The organism is Pseudomonas sp. GD03944, from assembly GCF_029839275.1.
GTDB lineage: Bacteria > Pseudomonadota > Gammaproteobacteria > Pseudomonadales > Pseudomonadaceae > Aquipseudomonas.
Map to the genome: position 1 here is coordinate 67,579 of NZ_JAOCAH010000002.1, position 14,557 is coordinate 82,135.

The 14,557-nt window shown below is 67.5% G+C and carries 13 protein-coding genes; 3 read left to right on the forward strand and 10 right to left on the reverse strand.

Annotated elements, in window-relative coordinates; genetic code table 11:
- Nucleotides 1–65 precede the first annotated feature (65 nt).
- Genes N5C28_RS04015 through N5C28_RS04025 form a run of 3 tightly spaced genes read right to left on the reverse strand, consistent with a single transcriptional unit; the run spans nucleotide 66 to nucleotide 5,565 of the window.
- Complete coding sequence (locus N5C28_RS04015) at nucleotides 66–2,399, reverse strand: TonB-dependent receptor (protein ID WP_279820446.1); 2,334 nt, start codon at nucleotides 2,397–2,399, stop codon at nucleotides 66–68.
- Nucleotides 2,400–2,401: 2 nt separating this feature from the next.
- Nucleotides 2,402–4,777: an ATP-binding protein gene (locus N5C28_RS04020; RefSeq protein WP_279820449.1), complete on the reverse strand. Its 2,376-nt coding sequence runs from the start codon at nucleotides 4,775–4,777 to the stop codon at nucleotides 2,402–2,404.
- Nucleotides 4,774–5,565, reverse strand: coding sequence for a helix-turn-helix domain-containing protein (locus tag N5C28_RS04025; RefSeq protein ID WP_279820451.1), 792 nt, complete (start codon nucleotides 5,563–5,565; stop codon nucleotides 4,774–4,776). The genes N5C28_RS04020 and N5C28_RS04025 overlap by 4 nt, the downstream gene beginning before the upstream one ends.
- A gap of 144 nt (nucleotides 5,566–5,709) precedes the next feature.
- On the opposite strand from N5C28_RS04025, the gene N5C28_RS04030 reads away from it, so the two are divergent.
- Nucleotides 5,710–6,681: a LysR family transcriptional regulator gene (locus tag N5C28_RS04030; protein WP_279820454.1), complete on the forward strand. Its 972-nt coding sequence runs from the start codon at nucleotides 5,710–5,712 to the stop codon at nucleotides 6,679–6,681.
- 6 nt (nucleotides 6,682–6,687) lie between these two features.
- Here N5C28_RS04030 and N5C28_RS04035 read toward each other — a convergent pair whose 3' ends face one another.
- Entirely contained in the window at nucleotides 6,688–7,245 is a 558-nt protein-coding gene (locus N5C28_RS04035; RefSeq protein WP_279820457.1) for a hypothetical protein, read from the reverse strand.
- Between the two features lie 118 nt (nucleotides 7,246–7,363).
- On the opposite strand from N5C28_RS04035, the gene N5C28_RS04040 reads away from it, so the two are divergent.
- Nucleotides 7,364–8,407 (forward strand): hypothetical protein, encoded by a 1,044-nt coding sequence (locus N5C28_RS04040; protein ID WP_279820459.1) that lies wholly within the window; start codon nucleotides 7,364–7,366, stop codon nucleotides 8,405–8,407.
- Between the two features lie 63 nt (nucleotides 8,408–8,470).
- Here the strand turns inward: N5C28_RS04040 and N5C28_RS04045 are convergent, their stop codons facing one another.
- Nucleotides 8,471–8,866, reverse strand: coding sequence for an ester cyclase (locus tag N5C28_RS04045; protein WP_279820461.1), 396 nt, complete (start codon nucleotides 8,864–8,866; stop codon nucleotides 8,471–8,473).
- Between the two features lie 230 nt (nucleotides 8,867–9,096).
- On the opposite strand from N5C28_RS04045, the gene N5C28_RS04050 reads away from it, so the two are divergent.
- On the forward strand, nucleotides 9,097–10,137 hold the full coding sequence (locus N5C28_RS04050; protein WP_279820463.1) for a GGDEF domain-containing protein: 1,041 nt from the start codon (nucleotides 9,097–9,099) through the stop codon (nucleotides 10,135–10,137).
- A 41-nt stretch (nucleotides 10,138–10,178) separates the two neighbouring features.
- On the opposite strand, the gene N5C28_RS04055 is transcribed toward N5C28_RS04050, so the two are convergent.
- From N5C28_RS04055 to N5C28_RS04075, 5 genes are all read right to left on the reverse strand, one after another.
- Nucleotides 10,179–10,409, reverse strand: coding sequence for a transmembrane sensor/regulator PpyR (locus N5C28_RS04055; RefSeq protein WP_279820466.1), 231 nt, complete (start codon nucleotides 10,407–10,409; stop codon nucleotides 10,179–10,181).
- A gap of 26 nt (nucleotides 10,410–10,435) precedes the next feature.
- A complete protein-coding gene (locus tag N5C28_RS04060; protein ID WP_279820469.1) occupies nucleotides 10,436–11,635 on the reverse strand; it encodes an FAD-dependent oxidoreductase in 1,200 nt (399 codons plus the stop codon).
- Between the two features lie 200 nt (nucleotides 11,636–11,835).
- Complete coding sequence (locus N5C28_RS04065) at nucleotides 11,836–12,228, reverse strand: response regulator (RefSeq protein WP_279820471.1); 393 nt, start codon at nucleotides 12,226–12,228, stop codon at nucleotides 11,836–11,838.
- 82 nt (nucleotides 12,229–12,310) lie between these two features.
- The gene (locus tag N5C28_RS04070; protein WP_279821063.1) at nucleotides 12,311–12,964 is read right to left on the reverse strand and encodes a response regulator transcription factor; all 654 of its coding nucleotides are present in this window, start codon (nucleotides 12,962–12,964) and stop codon (nucleotides 12,311–12,313) included.
- Between the two features lie 83 nt (nucleotides 12,965–13,047).
- Complete coding sequence (locus tag N5C28_RS04075) at nucleotides 13,048–14,544, reverse strand: ATP-binding protein (RefSeq protein WP_347881253.1); 1,497 nt, start codon at nucleotides 14,542–14,544, stop codon at nucleotides 13,048–13,050.
- Nucleotides 14,545–14,557 lie beyond the last annotated feature (13 nt).

Here is a 14,557-nt window from a genome sequence, read left to right on the forward strand (position 1 = left end):
CCCGGGCGGACGCCCGCATGCGGTCGTTGCGCGCAGGCAAACGACCAGTGGCAGGAACCATTCGATCAGTAGCGTGTCCGCAGCGTCACCCCGACGCTGCGCGGGTCGCCCACCAGCACCCCGTAGTCGCCGGCACCGAGCTGCGCATAGACGGCCGTGAGGTACTGCGTGTCGAACAGGTTGCGCACCCACAGCTCGGTCTCCCAGCGCCCGTCACCCTGGCGCAACCCCAGGCGCAGGTTGGTCAGCGAACGGGCCGGCAGCCGGCTGCCGGGGCCACCTTCCAGGGTGCCCTGGTAGCCGCTGCGGAAGCTGTAGTCCAGGCCGCTGTAGGCCTGCCAGCCGGCACTCAGCGGGTGGCGGTAGTCGAGGCCGGCGCTGACGCTCCAGGGCGGCGCGTTGAACAGCCGCTCGCCACTGCGGTCGCAGGAGAAACGTTGCACGCCCGGGCTGCACGGCGCGTTGTCGAATTCGCGGTAGCGGGCGTCGCTCCAGGCGATGCCGAGACGCAGGTCGAGCCGCTCGCTGGCGCGCAGCGCCCCTTCCAGCTCGATGCCGCGCAGGCGGACCTTGCCCACATTGATAAGGTTGTTGCGGATCGGCGGCGCGAACTCGTCCACCGGCGCACTGTTGGAGAGCGCCTGGTAGTCGTCCACATCGGTCTGGTACAGGGTCAGGTCGATGGACGCGCGCTCGTTCCACAGCGTGTGCTTGAGACCCAGCTCGTAGGCGGTCGCCCGCTCGGCATCGAAGGTCGGCTGGGCGCCGGGCTGGATCACTTCCAGGTTGATGCCACCGGCCTTGTAGCCCCGCGACCAGCTGGCGTAGCCGAGCAGGTCGTCGCGAAAGCGGTAGCTGACCGCGAGCTGACCGGACAGGTTGCCCTCGTCGATGCTGTCCTGCCGGTAGTAGCGGCCGCCCAGGGTGGTGGCCCGCAGTTGCGCGCCGCCCAGTTGCGAGACCGGGTCCAGGCCCAGCGGCGCCAGGTCGTGGACCTCGCGCGACAGCCAGCCGCGCTTGCGTTCCTGGGTGTAGCGCAGGCCGGGGGTGATCGCCAGGCGCGGCGTGGCCTGCCAGGTGAACTGGCCGAACACGGCGCGGCTGTCGCTCCGTTGCTCGCCGTCGAATGCCTGGCGTGCGCCGGACAACAGCGAGGCCGGGATCATCGCCGGGGTGATGCCCAGCGCCTTGAGTTCTGGCCGGTCGCCGAGGAAGAACGACGCGGCATCGTCGCCGAAGCCGACACCGATCTGCCGGTTGAAATGCTGACGCAGGTAGTAGAGGCCGACCACGTACTCCAGGGTGTCGCCGACCGAATCGCTCAGGCGCAGCTCCTGGCTGAACTGGTGCTGGTCGAGGTCCGCGCCGACCTGGGCGACATCCAGCGCCCCGCCGTCGCCGTCCAGATCGGCCTGGTAGCGCCAGTCCCGGTAGCCGCTGATGCTGGTCAGGGTCATGCCGTTGTCCAGCTGGTGCTCGAGCTGCAGGGTCAGGCCGTTCTGCCGGGTGCGGGTGACGTTGCGCTGGTCCTGCTGCACCTGCCGGGCGTAGGGGTCCACCGGCAACGGCCGGTAGCCGACGTAGGCCGAGCGTTCCAGGGTCTGCCGGCTGTAGTGGCTGGGCAGGAACACGTTGCTGTGCTCGTCCTGCCAGCCGTACTCGCCGATCAGCCGGGCACTGAAGCGCTCGTTGGGCGTCCACAGCAACTGCCCGCGAAAGCCTTGGCGCTGCTGGTCGGCGAGGTCGCGGCCGTCGTAGCGGTTGTCGATCAGGCCGTCGCGCGACACGTCATAGGCGGTGAAGCGCCCCGCCAGCACCTCGTCGACCAGCGCTCCGGAGACGGTGCCGCGGTACTCGCGCTGGCCGTGTTCGCCATAGGTCAGCTCGGCGCTGCCCTCGGGTTCGAAGGTCGGCGCGCGGCTGAACAGGCTCACGGCCCCGGCGGTGGTGTTCTTGCCGAACAGGGTGCCCTGGGGGCCGCGCAGCACCTCCACCCGCTCGATGTCCGTCAGCTCGGACACCGCCATGCCGGCACGCCCCAGGTAGACCCCGTCGAGGAATACCCCGACGCTGCCTTCGAGGCCATCGTTGTAGGCGCTGGAACCGAGCCCGCGAATGCCGTAGCTGGCAAAGCGCGTGTTGGGCACCGACACCAGCAGGGACGGCACGGCCTGCTGCATGTCCTCCAGGCGGTGCTTGCCTTCGGCGTCCAGGCGCGCGCCGTCGAGCACACTAAGGGCAATGGGCACGTCCTCGGCACGCTCGCTGCGGTGCCGGGCACTGACCCGCACCTCTTCCAGCTGCAACACCGGCGCCGCGGCCGGGGCTTCGGCCGCGCCGGCACCGGGTGCCAGCACCGGGGCCCAACTGGCCAGCAACAGGGTCTTGAAACGCTTCATCCTCACCACACCGCCTGCCCCGCCGACGCCAACGGACACAGGCGGTCGATGCTGGCCAGCAGCTCCGCGCTGGCGGCGGGCTTGAGCAGCACGGCGTCGAACTGCAGCGCCTCCCCCGCCGGTGGGCGCGCCGGGGCGGCGGAATAGAGCATCACCGGCAACTGCGGATGGCGCCGACGCACGGCGCGCAGCAAGGCCCAGCCGTCCATGCCCGGCATCATCTGGTCGCAGATCAGCAGCGCATAGGGCGCTTCGTCCAGCACGGACAGCGCGGCCTCGGCATCGGCCACCACGTCCACGTCGAAGCCGTAGCCGGCGAGCAGGTCGAACAGCATGTCGCGGTTGTGCGCCACGTCGTCGACGAACAGCACCCGGCGCCCGGCACCGTCGATGTCGCCGCCGTGGCTTTCCGCGAGGCTGGATTCCAGTTCGTCTTCTTCGGCCAGCTCGAAGCTCAGCTCGAAGACGAAGCGGCTGCCGGTGCCCGCCGGCGCATCGAGCTGCAGCTCGCCGCCCATGTGGTGCAGCAGCTGGGTGACGATTGACAGGCCCAGGCCCGTGCCCTGGAAGTCCGCCGCGTTGCGCCCGCGCCGGAACGGCAGCAGCAGTTGCTCGCGCTCGTCGGGGTGAATGCCGATGCCGGTGTCGGTCACGCTGAAGCGCAGGCGCGCGGTGCCGGCCTCGCTGTCCAGGCACTCGACAGCGAAGCGCACGTCGCCATCGCGGGTGAACTTGGCGGCATTGCTCAACAGGTTGATCAAAATCTGCCGCAGGCGCTGGAAGTCGGCGCGCACCAGCAGCGGCAGGTCGGCGGCCAGGTGGCAGTCGAAGCGGTTGCCCTGACGCGCCGCGAGGAACGCGCCCTCCTCCTCGATTTCGTGCAGGAAGCCATAGAGGTAGCCGGGGGCCAGGCTCAGCTCCATCTGCTGCAGCTCGCTGCGGGAGAACTCCAGCAGCTCGTCGATCATTTCCAGCTGCTGGCGGGCATGGCGTTCGATCTTGCGCGGGTAGTCGCGCAGCTCGCCGCCCTGCAGCAGACGACTGTAGTCGATGATGCCGATCAAGGGCGAACGCAGGTCGTGGCTGATCCGCGCCATCAGCGAGCTGCGCGCACGCAGTGACTCGCGGAGCTGGCGGGTACGGCGCTCGACGGTGCTTTCCAGGCGCTCGTGCTCGGCCTGGCGCTGGGTTTCCAGATCGCTCAGGGCGCCCTTCTCGCGGCGACGGCTGAGGGTCACTTCGGTGATCAGGGTGCAGACCAGCAGCACCACGCCAGGCAGGGTCGACGACAGGCTGAGAAAGGCCTCGCGCGACTGCCCGGGCACCAAGTCGTTGAGTTGCAGCACGTAGCGCACCACGAACTGCAGCAGGAACAGCAGCGGCACGGCCCAGGCCATCCAGCGCAAGCGCAGGCCGTGGTACCACGCCGCCAGCAGCGTGGCCGGCAGCAAGGCATAGACGCCGATGCGCATCACCCACTCGACCACGATGCGCCCGTCCGGGCGGGCCACCAGCCAGTCCCAGGCATAGCCGCCCAGGTACGCCACGAGCAAGAAATTGAACAGCATGCCCCAGACCCGCGGCAGCTGGCGCACTTCGAGCAGCACCCGGGCATAGCCGAGCACGCAGATGAACGAGACCATGCTGACCAGGGCCGTGATCTCCTGCGCCCAGTGCAGCAGCGACGGCAGGAACACCAGGTAGCCGTTGATCACGGCGGTCAGCACGACGTAGCTGAACACCGAGGTGGCGTGCACCTGCAGCAGCCGCGAGCCGAGAATCCAGCCCACGATCAGGCTGAAGGGTACGATCAGCAGCACGATGCCCAGGGTGATGCCGTCGGCCATGTACACCGACTGGCGCTGCTCCAGCAGGGCGTCATCGGTCCACAGCGAGGGCGAGAGGATGAACAGCGAGGCGCCCGCGACCCGGATCAGCACCGTGGCCTGCTCGCCAGCGCCCAGCAGCAGCGGAAAGCGCGGCTGCCGGTCGGCCACCGGCCACTGTTCGAGCGGGTAGTCGCTGCCGGCGCGCATCACCTCCAGGTGCCCCGCGCGCTGCGGGTACACGCGGATGTCCTGCAGGCGCGGGTCACCCACGGTGAGCCAGCGCGTGCACTCATGGTCGCTGTCGTTGCGCAGTTCGAGGCGCATCCAGTAGGCGTTGCGGCTGTATTCGCGCACCAGCGGCTGCTCGCCCATGACCGTGAACGCCTCCTCGTTCAGGGCCAGCACCTGCTCGGCGTTCAGGCGCGCGCCGCGGTCTTCCAGCAACCCGGCATGGGGCGCGAGGTCGGTCCTGCCGGAGGTGCACAGCGAGGCCGCCGAAACGACACCCGAGACGCACAGGCAGAACAGCAGCAGCCACAGTCGGGTCATTGGGAATCCGGCGCCGAAGGATCGCGCACCTGCTGGCGAAACTGGCTGGGCGTCATGCCCTGGCGTTCACGGAACGCCGTGGTGAAATTGCAGGCACTGCGAAAACCCACCAGTTCGGCGATGTCCTGCATGCTCATGGCGCTGTCGGCCAGCAGCTCCTGGGCGCGGCGGATGCGGGCGTCGCGCACGTAGGCGAACACCGTGGTGCCCAGGTGCTTGCGGAAGATCGCGGAGAGGCGCTTGTCGTGGGTGCCGACCTTGCGCGCGATGTCGGCCAGCGACGGCAGGTCCTCGAGGCTCTGGCTGATCAGGCGCATGGCCGCGCGCAGCATCAGTTGCTCGTCGTCCGCCGCCTCTTCCGTGCGGGCCGGGCTGGCGACCGCCGGCTCGCGCCAGGACAGTTGCAGGTGAATCTGGATGCGCGCCAGCACTTCCTCCGGCGCACAGGATTTCAGCACGTAGTCGACGCCGCCCAGTGACAGCCCTTCGAGGCGCTCTTCCAAAGCACCGGCCGACGTCAGGTAGATGATCGGCACGCGGGCGGTGGCGGGCGACTCGCGCAGCAGGCGGCCGAGGGTGAAGCCGTCCATCTGCGGCATGCGCACGTCGAGCAGGATCAGGTCGGGGCGCAGCGCCAGTGCCCGCTGGTAGCCCTGCCGGGCATCGGTGGCCAGGGACAGGCGCCAGGGTTGGGCGCGCAGCAGTGCCAGCAACGAGCGAATGTCCTCGGGTACATCGTCGATCACCAGAATCTGCGGCACATGACCTGCCGTCATGCGGTCGTTCATCCCACGTTCCCCTCACCTGTCGTCGCTGTCGATCTGATTGTTTTTTGTTCGGCAGCGTCCCCGTAAGCAAAAGCGCCATACGCCCATTCAAAGGCGGCGCTTTTACGGGGTGCATAAGATAACGCAACAACGCCAGGGGGACACATGTCAGAGCGTTCTTATCAGACCAACGAACCGTTGCCGAGACAGCAACCTCAGGCCGTTACCCAGGCCGGCCTGCTCAGCGACTTCTACTGGTACGTCCGGGTCATCGAGGCGGGCGGGTTTTCCGCGGCGGCCGAACAGACCGGCGTGGGCAAATCCAGCCTCAGCCGGCGCATCGCCCAGCTGGAACGCCAGCTCGACGTGCAGCTGCTCAACCGCAGCGCCCGCCTGTGCACCATGACCACCATCGGCGAGCAGATCTACCGCCACGCCCTGGACATGATCAACGCCATGGAGGCGGCCCTGCGCAGCGCCCAGGAGTCGGCCGAGAGCCCCGGTGGCCTGCTGCGCCTTGCCGTGCCCAGCGCCCTGTCCGACTGGGCGCTGGGGGCGATGGCGGCCTTCCAGCGCAGCCATCCACGGGTGCAGTTCGCCCTGATCCTGCAGGACAGCCCGGTGGACATGGCCGGGCAGCGCCTGGACCTGGCCCTGACCCTGGACAACATCCCGGACATGAGCGCCTCGGTGGTGGCCCGGCCGCTGGCCGCGCTGAAGATGGCGATCGTCGGCAGCCCGCCCCTGCTGGCGCGCCTGGGCCACCCGAAACGGCTGAACGGCGTGCCCGACGGCGCCCTGCTGACCAACGGCACCCCGGAGCTGCCCAGCCCCTGGGTGCTGGCGGGCGGGGTGCGGACCCTGGTGCAGCCGGCGCTGATCGTCGACTCCACCCAGACCCTGCTCAAGGCGGCGCGGGCCGGCCTGGGGCTGGCCTACCTGCCGCTCTACACCTGCTCGCGCTACGTGGACACCCAGGAGCTGTTGCCGGCCTGCGTGGAGGAAACCCTGCCCTCGGCCACCCTGTACGCCATGACGCCGCCGCACAAGGGAATCACCTCAACGGCCCGTAGCCTGATCGAGCACATCAGAGAATCCCTTAAGGCGTCCCCTCAGGACGGCATCAGAGTGATCTGATATCGCCTAGCGCGCCATCAGCGACGAGCGCACCGGCAACGTGCTGCGCTCGGGGTGCTTGCGCAGGAAACTCCGGACCGCCTGCGCCTGCCGGTCGACGATGCACACACCGACGGTGGGCGACGGCACCGAGCAGGTGCCCAGGGCCAGGAACCCGCAGCTTTTCACCCCATAGAGCGCTTCCGGCCGCGTGCTGGCCGAGCAGCCGTAGACCATCTCGCCCAGGTAGTTGATCTGCCCCTGGACCACGTCGAACCGCAGCGGCGCCTGGTACGGCCCCATCACGCCCCGGCGCGAGCCCAGGGCAGACACCTCGTACTGGCCGGCCGGCAGCCAGGCCGAATAGTAGTCCTTGGCGCCCCAGCCGTAGGTTTTCCCGGTCTTGATGTCACGAAACTCCAGCCAGGTGCCGTAAGGGCCGCCCTGGATCAGCGCCCCGACCACCAGGCCGGCATTGGCCTCGGACTGCACGGTCGAATTCAATGCCATCTCCTCGGGCATCGTCGAGCAACCCGCCATCGCTCCCACCAGGCAGATCGCCAGGAGTCCACCAACCTTGCGCATTCATGACCTCTATCAATCAAAAACAAAGACGTAAGCCCCACATCCCGTCCGGTCCACTGGACGCCTGGGTGCTCGTTCACTAGCATGGCCGCCCCCTGCATCAAGGACGATAACCACCATGTTCGATTTTCCCCCATTGCGCGCCCTCGGTGCGATGACCGCCGTCGCTGTTCTGCTCAGCGGGTGCAGTATCCATGGCAGCTACCCGGATGCCGTCGAACCCGACGCCGCCAAGCTGCGCTTCATCAGCGACCTGGATAACTCCACGCTCGACCTGTTCGATACCCAGCACTGCGACGGGCGCACCACCGGGATGCTCAACAATATGTTCATGGCCAACAGCACGCGCCGGGTGGACATGACCATCCCGCCGCCCGCCAACGCCGCGCCATACCTGGAAATCCGCCTCAAGCCCGGTGCCGAGCTGTACATGCAGACCAACACCCTGGGCCGCAGCACCGTCTGCACCACGCGCTTCAACTTCACCCCGCAAAGCGGTGCGGAATACGAACTGACCTTCGACTACGAAGGCAGCCGCTGCATCACATCGCTCAAGCGCCTGCACCAGGCCAACGGCCAGGTGGTGCGCACACCGATCCCGCTGACCAACAAGGGCCTGCCGTCCTGCGCCGGCAGCAACGCGATCTTCCCGAAGATGCCCAGCCCGCAGGCCGACACCCCCGAGCGCACGGCGATGATCGAGCAGATCGTCAACGAGAGCGTCATCGATTCCATGACGCTGGAACCCGGCGTCGCCGAGCGCGTCGCGGCCGGGGTCAACCTCGACAAGCTGATCGAAGAGCGCAAGCAGCGGGTAGGTTTCTCCCTGCCGGATGCCTACTGGGACGAATACCGCCAGAACATGAACACCCTGACCAGCGAGGCGGTGAACAACAAGGCGCGTACCCTGCAGCTGTACAAGGACGAGTACCGCGCTCGCCTCAAGCGCATGGACACCGACGAAATCCGCAAGCGGGTTCCTGACACCGACGCCACCGACCTGACCCAGGCCCTGCTCACCAACAATGCGATGCTGCAGTACTACCAGCAGCAGAGCAAAGAGGTGCTGCGCGAAAGCCTCAGCGCCCACGTGGCGCGCATGGCGGACCTGGATCGGCGCTACAAGGTGTGCGAGCGCTTCGCCGATTGCTGGAAGAACTGACGCCCCCGCTCGGCCCACCCAGGGGCTTCGATTTGTTGCCCCTGGGTTTCCCTCCCCTCCCGATCAGTCAGCCAGCAGCTGGCCTTCGATCGCCGCCTTGTCGATCACCGACCACACGCGCTCGATCCTGCCGTCGCGGAACTGGTAGAAGACGTTTTCCGTGAAGTGCACGGTCCGGCCGTTCACCGGCAGCCCCATGAACGTTCCCACCGGCGTGCAGGTGAAGGCCAGGCGGCTGGCGACCCGTTGCGCATCGGCGACCAGCAGCTCGATGGTGAAACGCAGGTCGGGGATCTGCTGGAAATCCTGTTCCAGCATGCGTCGGTAGCCGTCCAGGCCGATCCGCTGGTCGTTGTAGTGCACATCGGCGTGGACGAATTGCCCCAGGGCCGGCCAGTCCTGTCGGTTGAGGCAGTCGATATAGGCCGCGTAACGCTGGGAAAGCTGGGATTCAGTCATCGTCGTCACCCCGGATTGGTGAGAAATCGGCATGGCGCGGCCTCTTGCAGGACGGCCGTGCCGGACCAGCATGCGACCCCGAGGCGTCTGGAAACGTTCACCGGCAGTGGCCAATGGTCGGTGCGGGCCGCGCAGAGCTTGACCCAAGTCTGACTGTCGCCACGCCCCTGTTTTCAAGTGCCGGAGAATTGATAACAATCAAGCGAAACCGCACGCGCATCGGACCCCTCATGGACCAGCTACTGTCGTTCCTGACCGAAACGGTTCCCAAAGCCCAGACCGTCGAACAGCTCACCCGCCCGCTGCTGGCGCTGCTGGGGCGGATCACCGGCATGGAATCGACCTACCTGACCACCATCGACACCGAGCAGGGCATCCAGCGCGTCGAGTTCGCCCGCAACACCGGCGAGATGGCGATTCCCGAAGGCCTGGTGGTGCCCTGGGAAGACACCCTGTGCAAACGCGCCCTGGACGAGAACCGCCTGTATTCCGATGACGTGGCCCAGCACTGGGGCGACTCCGAGGCCGCCAAGGCGCTCGGCATCAAGACCTACCTGAGTGCGCCGATCAAGGGCCAGGACGGCAAGGTCCTGGGCACGGTGTGCGCCGCCAGCTCATCGCAGATGCCCCGCGCACCGGACGTGGAGCCCCTGCTGGCGTTGCTGTCGAGCCTGCTGAGCCACTCCCTGGAGCGGGAAATCCTCATCGAGCGCCTGCAGCTCGCCTCCACCCAGTTGGCCAAGCTGGCGCTCACCGATGCCCTCACCGGCCTGTACAACCGGCGGGCGATCCTCAGCGAACTGCCCCGCCTGTTCGCCCTGGCCACCCGGGAACACAAGTTCGTGCTGGTCGGCGTGGTCGACCTGGACGGTTTCAAGCAGATCAACGACACCCACGGCCACCAGGTGGGCGACACCTTCCTGCAGGCGGTGGCCGAGCGGTTGAAGGACAGCCTGCGCGCCAGCGACGTGCTCGGCCGTACCGGGGGCGATGAGTTCATCGTGCTGGCCCTGGGCACGCCGTCGGGGGACAGCGACCTGGCCAGCGACATGCAGCGTTCCGCCGAACTGTTGCAGGCGCGCATGACGGAGGCGACGGTGGGCCTGTACGAGCCCGGCGATGGCCTCGAACCGTTCCACTATGCCGGCGCCAGCGTCGGGGTGATCGGCGTGGAGCCGGAAACGGTGAGCGTGGACGATGCCATCAAGCTGGCCGACCGCGAGATGTACCGGGTCAAGCAGCAGCGCAAGCACGGCCAGGCGCCGCGCTGAGCAGCGACCACGGCCGTGACCGTGGTCGCTGGTTCATGCCGTCACCCGTGCCGGGCGAGGCGGTGGAGCACATGCAGGCGCAGCACGTAGCCGAGCTTGATCAGGGTCGGCCCCAGGATGGTCATCAGGTGCGCGAGCAGCAGCGCCGGTATCGACAACCGGGCCTCCAGCCCGTAGGCCAGCACCACGCCGACCAGCAGCATCACCAGCCCGCCGATCAGCAGCAGGCCAGACAGCGCCATCAACCGCTGCGGGTGTTCGAACAGGCTCATCCCTCCCCCGGCCGTCGCCACGGCCATCACGCCACGGGAATCGCAGGATCGGCCGCGGCCAAGGCCTTGGCGCGATCGGCCACCGGCGGGTAGATCCACACGGTGTTGATCTGGGTCTTGAGTTCCTTGGCTTCCTGTTTCACCAGCTTGAGTTGACGGTCCCAGCCTTCGGTGAACACGGCGCCCCAGGCCCCGAGGTCCAGGCAGGTCACGTACTTGGGCTGGCGATAGGGGGTCGGCGCAATGCCCAGCAGGTCCGCCGCGACGTTGTTGCCGGCGTGGCGCCCCAGGGCGATGGCGTGCTGGCAGGACATCGCCGCGAAGTTGCCGAGGTCATCGGTGGCGGCATAGGCGACGTCGCCGGCGGCGTAGATGAAATCCTGGCCGAATACCTTGAGGTTGTTGTCCACGTGCAGCCGCCCCTGGGCGTCACGCACGCTGGTCAGTTGTTCGGTCAGGGCGCTGGCGCGGAAACCCACGGTCCAGATCACGGTACTGGCCTCGATGCGCGACCCATCGGCGAGCATCACCCCACCGGCATCCACCGAGGTGACGCTGGTGTCCAGTACCCACTCGATGCCCAGGTGCTCGGAGGCGTCGATGATCGACGGCTGGATACCCGCGCCCTGGGACGCGGCGATCTGCGGCGCACGGTCCACCACGATCACGCGGATGTCGTGGTCATAGCCGAGCACCGAGCGCAGGCGCGCCGGCATTTCGGTGGCGGTCTCGATGCCGGTGAAACCACCGCCTGCCACGACCACGGTGTTACGTGCCACGCTGTAGGGCTGGTCCTTGAGGGCCTTGAGGTGGTTTTCCAGGAAGGACGCCGATTCGATCTGGTCCACGTCGAAGGCGTAGCGGCTCAGGCCCTCCACATTGGGACGCATCAGCTGGCTGCCGGCGGCGAGCACCAGGCGGTCGTACGTCAGGGTGGCCTTCTGGTTGGCGCTGTCCATGTAGGTCACCGCCTTGCCCTGTTCGTCGATGGCCATGGCCGTGCCTTTGACGAACCGCACGCCCACGGCCTCGAACAGCTCGTCCAGCGGGGCGAACATCTTGTGCACGTCCGCCTCGTAGAAACGCGGGCGGATGCGCAGTTCCGCCTGGGGCGCCAGCACGGTGATCGCCACGTCGTTGCAATCGTGCATGTCCAGCAGGCGCGCCGCGCTCAAGGCGCTCCAGACACCGCCGAATCCCGCGCCAATGATCAGAATCTGCTTCATGGGGTACTCCTGAAATAAGAATGAATGACCGGGACGTTTCACAGGGCGCGATGGATCCCGACACTCCGGGCGGAGTCTTCAGGGCGCTTGCTTGCCGGTGATTCATGCTAGAGGCGGGGGGTGCGGGAAACACTTGTACCCAGGTGCCGGTCGGCTATGCCTAGGTGCCGGCAGGTCATACCGCGGTATAGGGCGCGGCGTCAGGCGTGGCGCGCGAGGGCCAGCTCAATGAAGTCCATCAACTGGTCGGCCTGGAACGGCTTGGCCAGGCAGGCGATCAGGTCCTGGGCGCCGGCGCTGACCACCGGCAGTTCGCCCGGGTAGCCGGTGATGAAGATGATGGGAATGTGCACGCCGCGGGCGACCAGCGCCTCGTGCATCTGCACGCCGCACATGCCGGGCATCTGGATATCGGAAATCAGGCAGTGGGTTTCGCCGGGGCCGGCGGACTGGAGAAACGCGAAGGCATCGGCGTAGGTGCGCACGCTGTACCCGCTGGCGCGCAACAGGCTCTCAACCGCCGTTCGAACAGACTCATCGTCATCGACAACCGCAATAACGGACCGGCTGCGTGTATACGCTTCTTGCATCATGTGCGGGGTCGCTCGTACGGCGCCTATCGTGGGTGCACGATACGCGGTCCAGCGAGGCAAAAAAGTATACCTGCGTATGGTTTCACGAGACCAAGGCGTTGACGCCGAGGGCTTCGGCCATGCGCACCAGGTCCGCGAAGGTGCGCGCATTCATCTTGCGCATCGCGTGGCCGCGGTGGGTCTTGACGGTGATCTCGCTCAGGCCGATTTCACCGGCAATCTGCTTGTTCATCAGGCCCGAAACGGCCAGGGCCATGACCGTCTGCTCGCGGGCGGTCAGGCTCGCGTAGCGGCTGCGCAGCGAGGCCAGGCCGCGGTCGGCTTCGCGGCGCAACCGGTCGCGGGACAATGCCAGGGACACGGCGTCGATCAGGTCCTGTTCGCGAAACGGCTTGGTGAGGAAGTCCACCGCCCCGGCCTTCATCGCCCGCACCGTCATGGCGATGTCACCGTGACCGGTCATGAAGATGATCGGCAGGCTGATGTTGGCGGTGGCCAGGTAGTTCTGGAAATCCAGGCCGCTGGTGCCCTGCAGGCGCACGTCCAGCACCATGCAGCTCGGCACGTCGGGGCGGTTGAACGCCATGAACTCGGCGGCGGAGCTGAACAGCCCGACCTTGAGGCCGATGGAACGCAGCAGGCTGCCGAGGGACTCGCGCAGCAGAGTGTCGTCGTCGACGATGTAGACGAACGGGTCGGCGCTGCCAGGGCGGCTCGGGGTGAAGGCTTCGTGCATGGACATTCTCCGGGCTCCGGGGCCCGCTATCGGTATGGCGAGCGGCGTCGCCCCTGCGGGCGGCGCCGGTTTTGCGTGATGCGCTACAGGGGGTCGCGGCTGACCAGCGGCAAGGCGATGAAGAACGAGGCGCCCTGCCCCGCCGGGCTGCTGGCCCAGATCCGGCCGCCGTGGAATTCGATGATCGAGCGGCAGATCGACAGGCCGATGCCGAGGCCGTTTTCCTTGGTGGTGAAGAACGGGTTGAACAGCGACGGCAGCACGTCGCTGGCGATGCCCGGCCCCTGGTCGGCGATTTCCAGCACCACCTCGTCGCCCTGCACCCCGGTGCGAATGTGCAGGGTTCGCCGCTGCACCTCGACCGCGGCCATGGCCTGGCAGGCATTGATGATCAGGTTGATGATGACCTGCTGCAGTTGCACGCGATCGGCGCTGACCCGGCCGTCCAGGGCCGCCAGCTCGACCTTGGGGGTGATCCGGTGGTGCACGATGTCGTGCTGAACCAGGCTCAGGGTCTCGCAGAGAATGGCGTCCAGCGACTCGACCTGGCGCAGCGGGTCGCACTTGCGGGCGAGCGCGCGCACGCGCCCGATGACTTCGCTGGCGCGCCCGGCGCTGGCGATGATCCGCTCGATGGATTGCCGGGCCTCGCCGAGGCAGGGCTCGGGGCGGTCCAGCCACTTGCGGCAGGCCTCGCCGCTGGCGCTGATCGCCGTCAGCGGCTGGTTGACCTCGTGGGCGATGGAGGCCGCCAGCTCCCCCAGGGAGGTCAGCCGGGTGACGTGGGCCAGTTGCGACTGGGTGCGCACCAGGGCGTCCTCCGCCTGGCGGCTGACGGTAACGTCCATCAGCGCGCCGACGTATTCACAGCGCCCGTGATGGATGGACAACGGGCTGGCGATCATGTGCACGTGCTTGATGCGGCCATCCGGCATCAACAAACGGTGGCGGAGCTCGATCAGGCGCTCATGGCGGGCGGCCTTGTCGAACACCTGCTGCACCATGGCGCGGTCATCGGGGTGGGTGCGCGCCATGATCAGCGACACCGTCGGCTGCTCGGACAGCGGGTACTCGAAGATGCGCGCCGACTCGTCCGACCAGGACAGCGCCTCGCGCCCCGCGACGAAACCGATGCTGCCGGTCTGGCTCAGGCGCTGGGCGCCGACCAGGTAGGCCTCGTTGTGGCGCAGGCTGTCGGCGGCGTACTTGCTGCGCATGGCCAGGAAGGTGATGGCCGACAGGGCCGTGAGGCAGCGGAAGAAACCGGTGGCCGATTCCCAGCTGTGGTAGCCGCCGTTGAGCAGGAAGGTGAAGGTGAGCAGCAGCATGCAGATCACCGCCACCAGGATCACCACGTTGATGGAGAACAGGTTGGCCGCCATCAGCAACAACGTGATGTAGAGAATGGTCGGCGCCAGGTGGCTGTGGGTCTCGGCGTTGATCACCAGGATGCCGCAGGCCACGATCAGCCCGACGATCCAGCCCAGGGCATTCTCCAGGGGCTTGGGGCTGATGCCGATCAGTGGCCGGGACGAGCGCTGCCCCGGGCCGTTGCGCCACGAGCCGTTTGCGGGCCTCAAGCTGTGCCACCAG

What these genes read in the sequence shown, in the direction of transcription:
- N5C28_RS04015 (WP_279820446.1), bottom strand. Translation starts at nt 2,399, where the DNA reads ATGAAGCGTTTCAAGACCCTGTTGCTGGCCAGTTGGGCCCCGGTGCTG.
- N5C28_RS04020 (WP_279820449.1), bottom strand. Translation starts at nt 4,777, where the DNA reads ATGACCCGACTGTGGCTGCTGCTGTTCTGCCTGTGCGTCTCGGGTGTC.
- N5C28_RS04025 (WP_279820451.1), bottom strand. Translation starts at nt 5,565, where the DNA reads ATGAACGACCGCATGACGGCAGGTCATGTGCCGCAGATTCTGGTGATC.
- N5C28_RS04030 (WP_279820454.1), top strand. Translation starts at nt 5,710, where the DNA reads ATGTCAGAGCGTTCTTATCAGACCAACGAACCGTTGCCGAGACAGCAA.
- N5C28_RS04035 (WP_279820457.1), bottom strand. Translation starts at nt 7,245, where the DNA reads ATGCGCAAGGTTGGTGGACTCCTGGCGATCTGCCTGGTGGGAGCGATG.
- N5C28_RS04040 (WP_279820459.1), top strand. Translation starts at nt 7,364, where the DNA reads ATGTTCGATTTTCCCCCATTGCGCGCCCTCGGTGCGATGACCGCCGTC.
- N5C28_RS04045 (WP_279820461.1), bottom strand. Translation starts at nt 8,866, where the DNA reads ATGACTGAATCCCAGCTTTCCCAGCGTTACGCGGCCTATATCGACTGC.
- N5C28_RS04050 (WP_279820463.1), top strand. Translation starts at nt 9,097, where the DNA reads ATGGACCAGCTACTGTCGTTCCTGACCGAAACGGTTCCCAAAGCCCAG.
- N5C28_RS04055 (WP_279820466.1), bottom strand. Translation starts at nt 10,409, where the DNA reads ATGAGCCTGTTCGAACACCCGCAGCGGTTGATGGCGCTGTCTGGCCTG.
- N5C28_RS04060 (WP_279820469.1), bottom strand. Translation starts at nt 11,635, where the DNA reads ATGAAGCAGATTCTGATCATTGGCGCGGGATTCGGCGGTGTCTGGAGC.
- N5C28_RS04065 (WP_279820471.1), bottom strand. Translation starts at nt 12,228, where the DNA reads ATGATGCAAGAAGCGTATACACGCAGCCGGTCCGTTATTGCGGTTGTC.
- N5C28_RS04070 (WP_279821063.1), bottom strand. Translation starts at nt 12,964, where the DNA reads ATGCACGAAGCCTTCACCCCGAGCCGCCCTGGCAGCGCCGACCCGTTC.